The 16,007-nt window shown below is 46.8% G+C and carries 10 protein-coding genes; all 10 read right to left on the minus strand.

Annotated features, from left to right (window positions below; all coding sequences use genetic code 11):
• Positions 1-201: 201 nt before the first annotated feature.
• The 10 genes from MHI38_RS13145 to MHI38_RS13190 all read right to left on the minus strand — a co-directional run bounded on the left by MHI38_RS13145 (position 202) and on the right by MHI38_RS13190 (position 15,992).
• Complete coding sequence (locus MHI38_RS13145; protein WP_308722735.1) at positions 202-378, minus strand: hypothetical protein; 177 nt, start codon at positions 376-378, stop codon at positions 202-204.
• Positions 379-1,255: 877 nt separating this feature from the next.
• The gene (locus MHI38_RS13150) at positions 1,256-1,648 is read right to left on the minus strand and encodes a hypothetical protein (protein ID WP_090922927.1); all 393 of its coding nucleotides are present in this window, start codon (positions 1,646-1,648) and stop codon (positions 1,256-1,258) included.
• A 234-nt stretch (positions 1,649-1,882) separates the two neighbouring features.
• Complete coding sequence (locus MHI38_RS13155) at positions 1,883-2,605, minus strand: response regulator transcription factor (protein WP_063567747.1); 723 nt, start codon at positions 2,603-2,605, stop codon at positions 1,883-1,885.
• A 4-nt stretch (positions 2,606-2,609) separates the two neighbouring features.
• Positions 2,610-3,770: a sensor histidine kinase gene (locus MHI38_RS13160; RefSeq protein ID WP_090922925.1), complete on the minus strand. Its 1,161-nt coding sequence runs from the start codon at positions 3,768-3,770 to the stop codon at positions 2,610-2,612.
• 47 nt (positions 3,771-3,817) lie between these two features.
• A complete protein-coding gene (locus MHI38_RS13165; protein WP_154891307.1) occupies positions 3,818-6,541 on the minus strand; it encodes a stalk domain-containing protein in 2,724 nt (907 codons plus the stop codon).
• A 265-nt stretch (positions 6,542-6,806) separates the two neighbouring features.
• On the minus strand, positions 6,807-10,520 hold the full coding sequence (locus MHI38_RS13170; protein ID WP_154891308.1) for a SwmB domain-containing protein: 3,714 nt from the start codon (positions 10,518-10,520) through the stop codon (positions 6,807-6,809).
• Between the two features lie 254 nt (positions 10,521-10,774).
• The gene (gene metK, locus MHI38_RS13175; RefSeq protein WP_145334489.1) at positions 10,775-11,977 is read right to left on the minus strand and encodes a methionine adenosyltransferase; all 1,203 of its coding nucleotides are present in this window, start codon (positions 11,975-11,977) and stop codon (positions 10,775-10,777) included.
• Positions 11,978-12,230: 253 nt separating this feature from the next.
• Positions 12,231-12,506: an alpha/beta-type small acid-soluble spore protein gene (locus MHI38_RS13180; protein ID WP_090922916.1), complete on the minus strand. Its 276-nt coding sequence runs from the start codon at positions 12,504-12,506 to the stop codon at positions 12,231-12,233.
• Between the two features lie 148 nt (positions 12,507-12,654).
• Positions 12,655-13,218 (minus strand): hypothetical protein, encoded by a 564-nt coding sequence (locus MHI38_RS13185; protein WP_154891309.1) that lies wholly within the window; start codon positions 13,216-13,218, stop codon positions 12,655-12,657.
• Positions 13,219-13,394: 176 nt separating this feature from the next.
• Positions 13,395-15,992 (minus strand): hypothetical protein, encoded by a 2,598-nt coding sequence (locus MHI38_RS13190; RefSeq protein WP_154891310.1) that lies wholly within the window; start codon positions 15,990-15,992, stop codon positions 13,395-13,397.
• Between the last annotated feature and the right edge of the window lie 15 nt (positions 15,993-16,007).

Consider the following 16,007-nt stretch of genomic DNA (forward strand, 5'->3'; position numbering starts at 1 on the left):
ACAGCGGTGGCAGCGGGGCGCGCTTCGCGCGCGGCCGAGCCACGCGAGCCTGCGGCGCGTGGCAGGCCCTTCGAGGGCGGCTGTGAGCTGCAGCCGCCCATGCAAGCGCGCGAGCCGCGCGCCGCGCGCCAGCCCCTGGCGGCATGGCGGGCTCCGCCGCCAGCGGCGCCTCGGCCTCGGCCGCCAGTAATTGGCGGCCGCTCATCCGCTCAGCCAGCAGAGCTGCGCACTGCTCCAGCTGAGCCCAATACTCGGCGGGATATGGCTTCGGCATCCCGCCAACCCTAACTGCACGCATAGCTGCAGTCCCTTTCCCTCCATCCCCACCAATTCCTTTTTCCCTTTTATCGTTCTCCCCTCTGTCCAATCTACTTCCATTCCTCCATCTTACCGCTTCCGCCTGTTCGACCAACACTCTCCTTGCCTCTATTTCACCCGAGAGATGCTCATACAAGTCCAGCTTGGTATTCAAGTAGCTTTGCCACGCCTCCATACGCCACATATCCATGCTGCGTTCGGGTACAAATTGATCTACCAGCCACGAAGCCTGACTTAACGGAAGATACATGCTTAACACCAGCCATTGTTGCACATGCCTTTCACTCATGCCCTCAAGCCACCACATGACATCCACCTGGATGTCGAGAGACATGGCCATATCCCACTCTTCCTCCGCCCGGTACACGTAAATTCCAACCTGCATCGCGCCTTCCCTCCCCTGTTCGTATCCGAAAAATAAAAAAAACACATGCTGACCGACGTCTTCGCCGGAGCATGTGCTTCATGTCCATTCTGCATATCACAGTACTTATAATTATTCATACGATGACCATCTTCTTAAGCATTTCGAATTTCAATCTCACCGAATCCCATTCTTTCGGCTACTTAGTCCGACTCTTTTCATCCTAAATTTTCATATAAATCTAGTATATGGTTTTTTATTCTGCCCGTCAAGACAACCTTAACGTCACGTATTAACTCATTTAAAAATTTGGAATTTTCACTTTGTATATGCGCAACTTTTTCCAGTTTTATCAGTCTATACTTTTAAGTTAAGACTTCTGACTTCAAAATGCTTCTTCAGCATCATTTGAAGTGGTAAATCCAGTCTTTAACCATAGATTGCAATAAAACCCATATTCAATTTAAAGGCAGACTTGGCTACAATTACAAAAAAAAGATTACAGCCTCAAGCTGTAATCTTTCTCATATCGAATCGGCATATCAACGTCTGCAAACGTGTAAAATGTGAGGATTATCTGCACCCAGCTTCATCATTGGACCTACGCAGATCAATGAGGCGATAGTCACCATTCCTCTGCCCGGTATGTTCAAGTTCTGCTGGCACAGCAGGCAGATAAGACAACTCCATGCCTTGCCTTTGCATCATCTTCTCAATAATGGTTATCGTCTCTGCCTCTTGTTGCTCGGCGACCACCGTTAATGTAAAGCTCTTGCCACGATATAATAATTCCAGACAAAGTGATCGAATAATGCCTTCAATCCGTCCTACCTGATTGGAAGGAATGAGCAAAATCTGCTCGAAGCCTTCGGACTCCGGGCGGGAAGTATGGCGCTGGTGCATAAGATGAACGGCCATTGCCGCCAGGAAGTATATGAGCAGAATCATAGTCAGATGAGCAACCATGGCAACTGCACCTCCTCGGAAGGTCATGTTCACCCATGGCGAACATCCCTGTATACCGCAGTATATGCAGCGTATTCCGAAGGGTTACAGCCAAACAACCAGTCGGCGCTCGCCTGAACCAATGTTCAGGACACCCTTACACTGTGTTCATGTACAGTGATAAAGTCCATCAACCCGCAAACCAATCCGTACTGGATAGGGCGCGAGTAGATACCTGTATAACAATTATTAGAATTAGAGTGTAACCCAGCCATATTTGATGGAGTTAATAACGGCCTGTGTACGGTCGTCCACTTCCATCTTCTGCAGAATGCTGCTGACATGGTTTTTCACTGTTTTTTCACTGATGAACAAAAATTCACCAATCATCTTGTTGCTCTTACCCTCAGCCATTAAACGCAATACCTCAGCTTCACGACGTGTCAGCGGGTTATTGTCTCCAGCAACAAATTTAACGCCTGCTTCCTTCGAAGCGCCTTCGCTCATCGCACCTGTTTCGTTAAGATACGTCATACGACGAAGTTGCATAATCAGTTTGCCCGTTACTTTAGGATGAATAAATGCATGACCTTCATGAACGGAACGAATCGCGTTGATCAGCGACTCTGCTTCCATATCCTTCAGCAAATATCCGTTGGCTCCCTTACGGAGTGTTTCGAATACATAACTTTCATCATCATGAATGGACAGAATAATAACTTTTACATCCGGGAACAGCTCGCGCAGTTTCTCAGTGGCTTCGACGCCGTTCTCTACAGGCATGTTAATGTCCATCAGAACGATATCGGGTTTATCCTGATTACAGAATTCGAGCACTTGAATACCATCGCCACATTCCCCGATGACCTCAATGTCGTCCTCCATATTTAAAATGCGTTTCAAGCCCTCTCGGAACAGCTGATGATCATCAGCCAAGAGAACTTTAATTGATGTTTTTCCAGTATCACGGTTTTCCATCCTGCTACTCCTTTCCCTTATCCACGTTTGTCGGGATATGAATGACTATTTTGGTTCCCTGGTTCTCTGCGGATTCAATCTCTATTCTTCCTTCTAACAGTTCAACCCGTTCTCTCATCCCGATCAGACCGAAGTGGTTGTGATCCTTGCTTTTCTTGGCAAGAAGCTCCGGTTTGAACCCAAGCCCATTGTCCTGAACGACAATTTTGACGAGCTGAGCCTGGTATGTAATTTCTACGACAACATATGTGGGATAAGCATGCTTGGCAGCATTAGACAGACCTTCCTGCACGAGACGGTAGATTGCAGCCTCCATTGCAGATGAGAGACGATGTTCCTTGCCTCTTGTTTCAAAAAGCGACCGGATTTTTGTTTTTACTTCAAAATCCTGCACATACTTCCGAAGCGTTGGAATCAATCCCAGATCATCCAGTGCCATAGGACGCAGATTGAATATAACTTTTCTCATTTCTTCAAGACTTGAACGAACCTGGCCTTTCAAATCTACTATTTCGGCCTGGACCATCTTAAAATCCTGCTTCATGAGCATTCTTTCTACAATTTCCGTCCTAAGCACTAGATTAGCAAGCATCTGCGCAGGCCCGTCATGAATCTCGCGGGCAATACGTTTCCGCTCTTCCTCCTGGGCCAAAATTATTTTCAAACCAATCATTTGTCGATTCTTGGCAGACTCGATAATCCGGGTCACCTGACCCAGCTCTCCTGACAAGTATTCTAGCACAACGCCCATCTGCGAACCAATTGTCTCGGCACGTTCTACAGAAGCCTCCACATTTTTGGCACGCTTCTGCAGATCATCCCGACGGGCCTTTAGATACATTTCCTTCTCACGATAAATCATCAGATCCAGCTGTAGCTGTGTCGCTTTTTCATACGCCTGCTTGATATCATGCTCCGAATAGCGGACAAAGTCGCGGCTCACCTCTGTAAGCCGGATCCGGGAACGGCGGTAATTCAGCTCCAATTGATCTACTTTCTCGATCGTTTCCGCCGTTTCCTTCAGCACCGACTTCAACTCTTCATTGAGCGTCTTCAGCTCATCACGAGTGGAGTCCATGATTTCAAACATTTGATATTTGCTGTTTTCCATGACTTGTATGGCGTTTTTTATGACGCGGTCTATGGCATCGGCTTGTAAATCCACGTTTGTTCGACTCCATTTCTATCGTTTCCGGTATATATCATACCATATCACGATGAGATGGTAACGGTCTTCGTGTTCTGTTCCCATTTTACAGTCAACCCAAGTTGCTCGGAAACGAGTCTGAGAGGGACTAAAGTCCTACCCCCACTTACGTAAGGTGCAACCGTTGCGCTCTGTCTTTTGCCATTGAGAACAAATTCTTTCTGACCTACCACCAGATCGATCAGTTTGCTGCCGCGGATTACTGTAATCCGCTGATTTTTACTGTCCCAGTTCGCCTGTCCGCCAAAGGCATCCAGTACATGTTTGATCGGTACATACGTAGTTCCATTCTTAAGAACCGGTGTTGCATCAATGGTCTTTTTTGTCCCGTTTACTGTCATAGACTTCTGTCCAAGTACCAGTGAAGCTGTACCTGTAGGCAATCCAACTTCGCTGGATTTGGAAGGCATGGTGAACGCAATGTTGTCGAACGCAATCGTTCCCGTCATTGCACGCTCATCCTGTCCATCTTCTACATTCACGACATACACACGTTTCAGTTTCGCCGGATAAGCGATGTTCAGTCCATTCAGGTCAACATTAACCTTCTTCCATCCATTCCAGTCGATGACTTTAGCCAGATCGGCATATACCGTTTTGCCTTTAGCATCCGTAAATTCTGCACGTAGCCAGTTCAGACTCTTGTCACCCATCACATCCATCGACATGGACGTTGCGGCTGCTGATACGTCTCTGCCTGTTGAACCGTTCAGCTGAGCATAAGCATACATTTTACCGGTTCCGCCCGTCATATCGTAACTGAGTTGCAGTACCTTTGAGCCTGCCTTCTCACCGGTTCCTACCACGACTGCGGCCGAGCCTGTCACCCCTGCTACATTTGTTGTGAAGTTAATCGGATAGTTCGCGTTTTCGAAATTTTCCCAGATCGTTTCGCTCGCTGCTGCAGAGAGTACAACAACCGTGCTGTAACCATCATATCGGCCGATTGCATAACCAACCTGTGCTCCATCATTTACAGACGATACCGTCAACTGGTCACCTGCCACTTTTCCTTTAAATCCAATGAATTCCCATGTCAGGGAATCGGCTGGTACCGTCACGCTTTGTCCGCTCTTTGTTGTAGCTGTCACTGGAATCGAGAGTGTAGTTCCCGCTTGGAGTGAGCCAAGACCAGATCCGGCAGTTAAGGAAGCCAGCTCGTTACCACCCAGCACCGTTACTTTGATAGAGGAAGACGCTCCGCTACTTGTTGCCGTCAGCGTTGCTGTACCCGGCTTCACACCTTTAATCGTTCCGTTGCTGACGCTGACAATGCCGTTATTGCTGGATTTCCAGGTCAAAGGAATATTGCCTGTCGAGATCGGGTTGTAGTACGTGTCATAGCCTTTTGCAGAGTACTTTCCTTCCTGACCTGCGAGCAACGTCTGGTTGCCGCTCACCGCAAAACCTTTCAACTTGCCTTCAGGTGCCGTCGAGAATACTCCAAGTGTATTTACAACTTGACGTTGCTCGGTACCGTACTCGGTATTAAATGTGAGACTTGCGGATTGTTCACCCAGTGGACGTGTAACCATTGTCGTTGATCCGCCGCCATCCAGATTCATGCCTTTCCATACCCCGATACTGGTCATAAATGACTGTAATTCGGTCAAGGACATGCCGCTGCTGTTGCCGTTTTTCTCGGCTGCAATAATATACACATACCGCCCATCCTGAGAATATCCTACCGCGGTTCTGGCACGAACACCACCTATGCCGGAAGAAGCAATATTCCGCGAGAAGGAAGCAGCCTGACCTCCGTTTACCAGAATTGTATGACCGCCAATCATCATTTCCAGATTATTCGGGTCAACAGACTGTCCTGTCGTTTTGGCAACCAACTTGTAATCTGCTCCAACTGTTTGTCCAACAGACAGGTGACTCATGACCCATGTTGCCGCTGTACCATGTGCACGGAGGATATACCCGTCCGGCGGTACGGTCATATTTAATGCCTTTTTATCCGAAATTTGCGTGATGACACCATTCTGAACGAGTACCTCCGTCGGCGTTGTGGAAGGATCATTCGGACGTTTGGTCGACGTCCATGCAGGTGTATAAATATACATGGAGTTCACATGGCTGTATGTACCCGCTCCCGTTTCAACCGTATAGTCCTCCTTATTTATCCCACGCAGAGCGAATGTTGAACCATCCTGCGCCTTTACTGTGCCGTCAAATGAATATTCATCAATCATGGGCTTGCCATCTTTGGTTACCGTGAGAGCATACATGCCCTTCAGTTCCGAAGGCGTAGACACCAATACACCGTCAGAAACTTGACCGCCGATCGGTGACATTTCTCCGGATACGTTAAAATAATCTCCGTTCACCGCAGCGACCGCGCCGTTTTCCTTCGCCATACCGCCAGTGCTTTGTTTACTGTTTAATTTATTTCCCTTGCCTGTCATTACATCCAGTTTCACGTATGGATTTTGCAAGTCTACCTGGATCACATCGGCAAGCACATTTACCTTCGAACCTGAACGTGTTGTCGTATATCTGTATTTCATGAGCTTCGCACCCGAAGTCAGAATCTCTTCGCCCAGCTTGCTCGTATTCGTCGATGCTGCCGCGGCTACGGATTGCCACGAAGTCCCTGACCACATCTGTCCTCCTGCACTCATCACAGGCGCAATCCAGATCACACCTGCCAGTGTTACAATTGCCCATTTCTTTGCCTTATTGTACTTAACGCCTTCCAGCTGTTTCCCATGTTTCCCCAGCATGTTCGAAACGTCTCTCCCATCTTGTATATCAATCTTAGATATCACACAGATCCTGCCTAGTGACAGTCTCACAGCGTGATCCCTAGCATACCCTTCTATTAATAGACTGTTTTTTGCAGAAAAAGTTACGTTAATCATGAATATTAAGGGCTTTTCTGGTAAAAAAAGACCCAGGTATAGAGTAAACCTCCATACCTGGGAATCATCCTGCATATTAATATTTAAACCTTCATAATTGAATGGGTTTAAATCCAGCTTTATATGTTTACAGATAACCAATCCGATCCAACATCCGTTTTAACATAACCGCCGCTTGTTCTCTGGTCGCCTTACCCGTAGGCTTGAAGGTCTCATCGAGATGCCCTTGGATGATTCCTGTTTGCACGGCTTTGGCTACCGAATCCTTGGCTTTGATCTTGGCTTTATCCTTAAATACCTTGAGCGTATCCTCTGCCTTTTCCTGAAGTGCCGGAGGCTGCCCTACGAAATCCATTGCTTTGACGAGCATAATCGCCATTTGTTCACGCGTGACCGGGCTGTTTGGCTGGAACTTCCCATTGCCTACCCCTTGAATAATCTTTGCCTTCACTACAGCACCAATATATCCATTGGTCTCAGGTTTTCTGCCAAGGTCCGTAAATGATGTTGCAGATGCATCCGGTTTGAGTCCCAAACCTCTTGCAACAAGTTCAGCAAACTCGGCACGAGTGATATTCGTTTTGGTATTATACTTGTCCAGATTATCTGAAGTGATAATCCATTTGGAAGCGAGTTCCGTTAATGCTTCCCTAGACCAGTCCGATGCTTTAGGGAAGCTGACCAGATGGGTGATCGGTGCAATCACGCGGTTTCCATCCAACAAACCACGTGCTACGATCCCTGTCGACGAGGTTCGATAAGCCGTCGGTATATACGATAACGATTGTGAGTTAGGGTCAATCGCTGTCAAAGTGGTTAACAGTGTAGATGTGTTTCCAGGCACCTTCGTTAAATATTCACTTTTAATATTTTGCTCTACACTCTTCCCCGTGTTTCCATTAAAGAGCGTAACATAGGTTTCTGTTGCTTCTCCCAGACTCTGTGCGTTGGATCTGGATAACATGAAGTCCATGGCACCTGCTGAAAGTCTTGGCACAGGCTCCATCTGTACGTACAGGGTCGCTGTCCCTGGAGCCGTTGTGATTCCCGCACTTTGTCCCATTGTTACAAACTTCAGGTCTGCAAGAGGGACCATCCATACATTGTCTTTATATTTGACACCGATCGTACCTGCACGATATTTGCCTGCCAGTTGGGATAGCTTGTGGAATGGAATACCCACATAGGCTGCTTCACTCGTCGTTGGGACTTCGAATATGATCGGTTGATTCAACTTAAAGCTGTTCGAGGCATAATTGAACGCCTGTTCAAGTTTATTTTCGTCCAGTGTGTACTGCTGTATTGTTCGGTTATAACGAGATGCTGCCATCTTAGCTGTTGCTGCATCTGTACTTAGAATTAACATACTTTGAGCAAAACCGGAGTTATTTGCATTACGTTCCGTCAGCCACGCTGGGAGTCCTAACGATGTATTATCTGTTGGCGTCGTAGTCACTGTCTTCTCTTGCAACGTCAATGGTCCGAACGCAGCCACTTCTGTATTCAAAGCATCTCTAAGCTGAACACCACCTGGGGTGTACGTCACTGTAGCAACCTGTCCGGTCTGAGCAGCTTTGGACAGCTTAACCGTCACAACAGACCCGTTAACCGAGGCGGAGCTAACCGGAATGATTTCATTTCCAGACTGTACTTTAAATTGCGAGGGAGTCAGTACAGCTTCTGATTTTAATGTGTTTCGGAAATTAATCTGAACCGTATCTCCCTGCAGAATACCGGACAGAATTGTACCGTTTCCGAAGGTCTGTGTCACAGGTACAAGATCCAGTAAAGCGGCCTGATTGTTAGCCATATCCGTCAAGCGAGAGGTTCCCGGTACATAAGATAACGTCACCACTTGCGTACTTGTCACTGGAGTTGTCAGCGTTAGTGTCACCAGATCATCATCAATGTCCACATTGTTAACAAAGATCGCTTTGCCGTCTGCCAGTACCGAGTATTGATTATTCATCGGTTTGTTTAACCGGCTTAGCGGCTCATTGTAATACATCCACAGCTTATTAGCATTAACTTCAGCCTTCTGGAATACAGGCGGCTTTGAATCATTACTGTTCCGCACATAGAAACCGCTGAAACCTGCAAGCGGCTGCAAGCGGCTATCTTTTACAGGCTGGTCACCTGGCTGATACGATACTCGTACCACCTCACCATTGCTAATTGAAGAACTAAGGTTCAACGTAACCTGTGAGCTAGTGTTGGTTGAGATGCTGCTTACGCCAATGGTTTTGCCATCGGCAGTAACACTGAACTGTTTATACGCATCACTGGAGTTAATATATACCGTCTCCGGATAGTAGAGAACGATGCTGTTTGTATATGCCACACCTTCACGAGGTTTGGACATGATCGAGTCCAGTCCATTCTCTACATCTCGTGCCGAGAAGGAGACCGCTGCATTCAGGGACAAGTCCTGAACTCTGCGTGAAGTTGTCGTCGGGACGGTATAAGCTACTTTCACAACTTGTCCTACAGCGACACCTGTATCCAGCACAACATACACGCTATCCCCTGAAACATACGCCGTACTTACACTGCGATTATCTCCATTGACCGTCACTGCAAAGCTGGAAGGCAACAGGTCAAACGTAGATAACCATTCATCATACGTCAAACGAATAATCGTATTGCTGTACATTTTTGCTGTTTTGAGCACCGGTGGTGTCGTGTCAACAGACAAGGTTCTGAACGTCCACGAGGTTGTCCCCGTTAGGCCTGTAAACAGATTGCCGGACCGATCCCGGAAGACGTTACCCGGAATATCCACCGTATACGTTGTGTTACTCGTCAGGCTGGATTGCGGAATGATACGCAGCTGACGGTTGTTGGAGCTGTTAATGATCGTTGTTGCGTTCACCGTACCGCCGTTTGAACTTCTCAGGATGGCTTGAGCGGAATAATTGGTATCCAATTCTTTGGTGAAGGTTACGTTTAGTTCCGTCGTAAGAGCTATGCCTGTTGCTCCATTTGCTGGAGACAAAGAAGCCACTGTGATAGCCGATGGATCGGAGATCACACTGAATCCCCAGTCGATTCGCTGGATCGCAGCCGTGTCATTGCCAAGCGCATCACGGAAAAAACCTTCGGGTATAGCTATGTATACGGTGCTGTTATTTGCCCAGTTTCGAACAGGGTCAATCGTCACAATGGTTTGTGAGCTGTTAAAACTAATTTGCGAAGAGTTCGCATCCACCTCTTCAAACAATTCATTCCCTTGATAAATCTGTAGCTTCCCGGTACCTCTAGACATCGCTTGATCAAAGGTCAATGTGAGATTTGCTGAAGGCGATACGCCCGTAGATGCCGTTTGCGGTGTTCGATTCAGCAGTTTGGCCGGATTTACAGAAGCTACATGGAACGTCCACTCCTTATCTAGTCCTTCAAAAAAAGTTTGGCCATCCGCATATACAAAAGATCGATTGCCAATAGAGACATAGAAAATTCCAGCTGGCAATGCAGGACTAGGCGTAATTGTGACCACCTTTCCCAGATCTGGATCAACAGCCACATTATCAGGTGTAATACTTACAGTCGGGTCACCAACATTGATACTACGCACAACCGAGTTATCCGAAAGTCGGTGGATAATGATTAGCTCTTGCGTATTCGCTACTTTTCTCACCGGGTTGGTAAATTCAATCTTCAGCGGCTGTGTTCCGTCTGCCTGTGTTGCATTTAACAAAGGTAATGTGGCGCTAATTCCCTTCGCAGCCAAGTCATCTGCGGCATAAGCTGTATTTCCACCTGTCCAGCCGCCTAGCAAACCCTGTGTCATTAACATCACGATTAATAGTGTAATCCATCCCTTACGGGCCCATTTCTTCACAAACACCCATCCTTTCCCCTCAATCCTTAGTCCTTATGTCTGATTTACAGACCTCTATATGTATGTCGGCCACAGAAGGAATATCTGTTAGTTATTTGGATATATATTACATTTAATTTATAACTTATCGGGCTTACTTGTCTTTAAGATTACTAGGCTAGAAGAGTCTATTATTTAATAAGATTCTCAGGAACTCATGACAAAAAAGCCCTGGTTCCTAAACGGAACCAAGAGCTTTATGTTTGCCTGACGTATTACAGACCCGCTTGTGTTTTCAAGAGTTCTGCTTTGTCCACTTGTTCCCAAGGTACATCGAGATCTGTACGGCCAAAGTGACCATAAGCAGCCGTTTGTCTGTAGATCGGACGACGCAGATCCAGCATACGAATGATGCCAGCTGGACGAAGGTCGAAATTGTTTCGCACCAGTTCCACCAGCTTCTCTTCGCTAACTTTACCTGTTCCGTATGTGTCCACGTTAATGGATACCGGATTCGCTACACCAATCGCGTAAGCGAGCTGAATCTCCACTTTGTCAGCCAGACCCGCAGCAACCAGGTTCTTAGCTACATAACGAGCGGCATAAGCTGCAGAACGGTCTACTTTTGTCGGATCTTTACCTGAGAACGCACCACCGCCATGACGTGCATAACCACCATATGTATCAACAATGATTTTACGTCCAGTCAGTCCTGCATCCCCTTGAGGTCCGCCAATAACGAAACGCCCTGTAGGGTTAATAAAATATTTCGTCTGCTCATCCAGCAACTCTGCTGGGACAACAGGCAGGATGACCTGCTCTTTGATGTCTTTCTGGATTTGTTCCAGTGTTGTCTCTTCCGCATGCTGTGTAGATACAACGATCGTGTCCACACGTACCGGTTTGTCACCGTCGTATTCGATCGTCACTTGTGTCTTACCATCCGGACGAAGGTAATCCAGCGTACCGTTCTTACGCACTTCCGCCAGACGGCGTGCAATACGGTGAGACAATGCGATGGGTAACGGCATCAGCTCCGGTGTTTCGTTCGTTGCAAAACCAAACATCAAACCTTGGTCACCTGCACCAATGTTCTCTGTTTCACGTGCCATTTGCTCTGGATCACGATGCTCCAGCGCGGCATTAACACCTTGTGCAATATCAGCGGACTGTTCATTGAGTGATGTCAGTACCGCACATGTATTATAATCAAAACCGTACTTGGCACGAGTGTACCCAATTTCTTTTACTGTATTCCGTACAATTGCCGGAATGTCCACATATTCAGACGCAGAGCTGATCTCACCAATAACAAGCACAAGACCTGTTGCTACCGAAACTTCGCACGCTACACGAGCGTTTGGATCGTTCGCAAGAAACGCGTCCAATACGGCGTCCGAGATCTGATCGCAGATTTTATCCGGATGTCCTTCGGTTACAGACTCTGATGTAAATAGATGTCGGCCTTTAATAGACATGAAGTTTCAACCTCCCATAACTATAGTATGGCGATTGCCCGAACAAAACATAACGGCGATTCGTTCACTATACCCTCGAAGAAGCTTACAGTATAATAAGGACACTGATCCGCAATAACGAAGACAAGGATTTTTCAGGTAATTGCCTTAACAAAAAATCAACCTTTCCCTAGTGGAAAAGGTTGCATACCTCAACTGCCATCTTATCGTATTTGTCAAGTGGTGTCAATTCAGGGTACGTTACGTATGAGTTCTAGAGGTGCTGTTCTGCCTGACGAATCAAACGTTTCGTAATCTCTCCACCGACCGATCCATTCTCCCGGGATGTGAGATGTCCCCATCCTTTATATTGCCCATATGAATGATCACTTATCGCGCCAAGCTCTCCACCGAACTCGGTATCTGCACCAGCTAAACTGCTACGACCACCATATCCAACATTCAAACCAAACTCGGCAGCAATTTCATACTTCATCTGATCGAGCATCTGACGACTTTCCGGTACAACCTTCTTATTACTTCTAGCCATTGTTCCTGCACCTCCGTTTGTGGGTTGTCTACAGGTATAGAGTGAGCAGGAACCTGCCTGGCTAGCCGTATTAATGATTGTTAGAACTGGTTAATCTGAGCAATAAACTGCGAATAAAAGAGAATAATTCCGTACCAAACTGCACAACCTATTTCAACGTATATCCACCGCGTACCATAACCGTCAGGCTGTATTTGTTACCATCCAGAACCGTAATGCCACGTCCGTCCCTTGGAAAAGAAAGCAGGTGATTGGTCGGCGCTGCCTGCCCATTCGTCAGGTCCACCCCGTCCGTCAGATCGGCTACACCGTTCGTACCCTCACTGACGATTACAGCTTTACCGCTACGTACAATGAACTCCGCGCCAGATTTGCCGAGGAGCTGTTGACCCGGCTTCACGGTTACAATCTCTACGGCATCGGTTGTACCTGATACCAGCGGCGGCAACCCCGGATCAGTGCTTGATCCGCCTGTGTTGCCTGTTCCCGTCGATCCATTGTTGCCAGTGGACGCGTCTGGACTTGTAGTAGCTCCGCCACCCAGCGCTTTTGCAATCTGCTGATCCACATAACTCTTCGTTACCACCGGATCATCTGCGGTTCCCGGTTGACTCGTACCCGCACCAATGGCCGTATCGTTATATACCGCCCCGATCCACACGCCAACACCAATCGCCAGTGCAGCCAAAGAGACTTTCATATAAGGTTTCATCTGTAATTTGTTCCTCCTCTGGTAATCTATTAACTTTAACTATAGAGAAAAAGGTCAGATGGGACAAGTAAAACCTCGCTCCCCTGCATAGGGAAGCGAGGTTTTCTGTGTTCATTCTTGTTATTGAAATAAAATCTTGATAGGGATGATAGAACTCTGCAAGAGATTGGTGTGGGCTATCTTACATCCGTTGGTTCTAAAGTAGGAAGTTTTGTCACATCGTAACCGTAACCCTGATCAGCCAGACGGATACGTTGCCCCTGGAACTGATCATCCAGGCTAAGACGATATGAACCACCGCGAAGCTTCTCGAAAATACTATCCTCAATGCTCCATGTAAGAGTCTGGTTTTTGCCTACCTTGATGTCTGTGCCCAAGCTCAGCTCTTTCTCATAAGTTCTACCCGATTGATCTGTGAACGTAAGAATCAACTTATGCTCGTTCTCGCCCATATCTGTCTCCTCGTTACGGGTGAGTGTGTAGTTCATCTCTATCTGTACTGATGTACTGCCTGCAAGGTATGCACGAACACTATTTGCAGTCAGGTTATACGGATATAGATCAATGTTACTCAGAGAGCCTTGTACACTGATGGAGACTGGCGGAACCTCAAATGCCAGAGCGTTGACATAAGCCGTTGCTTCGCCTTCACCTGTTACAAATTTGCCATCTGCAACGCCTTCACCTACGACCAGCTTCAAGTCAGAGAATGTAATAGACTTCGGCAGTTTGGCCCAGAAGGTTACAATCGACTTTTGCCCAGGTCCAGGCAGACGTTCGGATTGTTTTGCTGTAGCTTTATAGTACTGACCATCTGCTGTTTTATAGTAAGCAACCAGCTTACCAAGGCCACTCTGACGCAATGATTTATTGGTCATCTCAAATTCGGTATACACGATATCCGATGATGCCCCAGGATAACGGATTGTTCTCCGTGCACCCATCTCCGTTTCTTTATCTCCTATACCGGAGGTGTACGTTCTCCCTTTAGCTACGAAGGATACCGGTTGAATAAAGCCAGAGGTATTGAGTGTAATCCATTCATTTGTTTCTTCTTCGCTCACCTTTTCGTTCAAGCTGAGTTCCAGACGAGACATCCGCAGATCCGATGGGATTTTTGTTAACAGATAAGCTTCAGTTGTCATACCTGCGCCCAACAGTTTGCCGGATTGCGTATAAATTAACTTTTTATCTCCATCAATTTGAGCGGAATCAATCGTGTACATTGCTTCCAGCTCTGGAAGTTGTACCGTTTTGGTGGATGCGTTACGGATGGTTACCTTCGCAGCAATAATATCGCTATCCAACCAAGGCAGACGTTGTAACGAACCGATGGATACGCCAAATGTACCTTTATTGTTTTTGATGACGGTTTCCGTAGTCAGAGCATCTCCACCAGATGGTGATTCAGGCAAAGTATAGACCCCAACAGGATAAGAGAAGACCAATCCGCTCACTGGAGTTGTCGTTGTCGTATCTGTGCCCTCGGTCTTATCCTTAGGGCTCATCACAACCAACTTCATCTTGCTCGTGTCTCCATCCCCTTGGAATGTTCCACTCAGCTTAATCGTTTTGATGTCGCCCGGGTTCAATTTCAGATTATCCAACGCTTTCGTCTCAATCGGATTAACCGTTCCATCTTCAGTACGGATCTCGAAGGAATACGTCGGCACTTTTATGGCCTTTTTACCTTCATTTTTGAGCACCATCTGCATATTTAACGTATATTCCTCATCTTCAATCCGAACTCTGGATGAGGTTAGCAAAGTAGACAGAGGCTGTCCATCAATGGATATGATATTAGGCTGGTTTGCTGCCACACTGACATTGCTTTTACTTGCTTCAGGAAGCTGCATCGCCGCTACAGGAAGCACACTTTTTTCTTCGCCCTGTTCCTCAACGAGTAATAACTCGGATTTCTGTAAATTCACAGACGTAGGAAGAGAGGTCATCAGAACAAGAGATTTGTTAGCCTGGGCCTGAATGCTTACTGCTGTACTATCTTTGTCTGGGGTTAATGGATAGTTCACACCACCCGGTGTACGCAAAATCCATTTGATATTCGGATTCTCCAGCAATTTATAGCTAATGTTGTTTAAATTCACACCAATTTTCACATACTGTTTCTTATCATCACCTGGATAGACTTTGATGCCAGAGACTTTAACCTTCACCGCAGAGTCACTCAGGCGAACCGTCTTTGGTCTACCCACAGGTGTAGTAATGCTATAGGAGCCGGGCACATTAAACTTGCCCAGTGTTCGTTCATAGTTGGCTTGACTGAAATCCCATTTCACGATGAGGAAGTTCAGATCACTGATCTTCACTTCACGTCCCGCTTTCATGACATAAGTCAGTTCTACCGTGGAACCAGGGGATATCGATTTCTTTTCCTGATCCTTCGCAATCAGTTTAGGGGAGAACACTGTGCCCCCATTCGTCTTCACTTTGCTCCAGTAATCAATCATCATCAGAGGTTTACTGTCATTATTTTGATACGATAGCGTATATGTCACGACGTTACCATCATCCTGAGCCAAAATGTTCACATCCGTTAGTCTTACAGTACTGCGTGCAGTCACTTTAACAGGGGCCAGGTTCCCTAAGGTATGTACAACCTGTTTTTTCGGGGTAGTCGTTTTCTTCGTTGCCTTACTATTGCTATTTGCGGCAGATGATTTCGTTGTTGTATTTGCAGCCATCGCTACGCCAGCCGTTGAACTGATCAACATCGCACTTGCGAGCAAGCTCACAACCATTTTCTTTTGATTCACTTCCAAACCTCCCAT

This window comes from Paenibacillus sp. FSL K6-1558 (genome assembly GCF_038002565.1).
GTDB classification, from domain to species: domain Bacteria; phylum Bacillota; class Bacilli; order Paenibacillales; family Paenibacillaceae; genus Paenibacillus; species Paenibacillus polysaccharolyticus.

Coding starts and splice junctions, on each gene's coding strand:
- MHI38_RS13145 (WP_308722735.1), bottom strand. CDS start 378: ATGGAAGTAGATTGGACAGAGGGGAGAACGATAAAAGGGAAAAAGGAA.
- MHI38_RS13150 (WP_090922927.1), bottom strand. CDS start 1,648: ATGGTTGCTCATCTGACTATGATTCTGCTCATATACTTCCTGGCGGCA.
- MHI38_RS13155 (WP_063567747.1), bottom strand. CDS start 2,605: ATGGAAAACCGTGATACTGGAAAAACATCAATTAAAGTTCTCTTGGCT.
- MHI38_RS13165 (WP_154891307.1), bottom strand. CDS start 6,541: ATGCTGGGGAAACATGGGAAACAGCTGGAAGGCGTTAAGTACAATAAG.
- metK (WP_145334489.1), bottom strand. CDS start 11,977: ATGTCTATTAAAGGCCGACATCTATTTACATCAGAGTCTGTAACCGAA.
- MHI38_RS13180 (WP_090922916.1), bottom strand. CDS start 12,506: ATGGCTAGAAGTAATAAGAAGGTTGTACCGGAAAGTCGTCAGATGCTC.
- MHI38_RS13185 (WP_154891309.1), bottom strand. CDS start 13,218: ATGAAACCTTATATGAAAGTCTCTTTGGCTGCACTGGCGATTGGTGTT.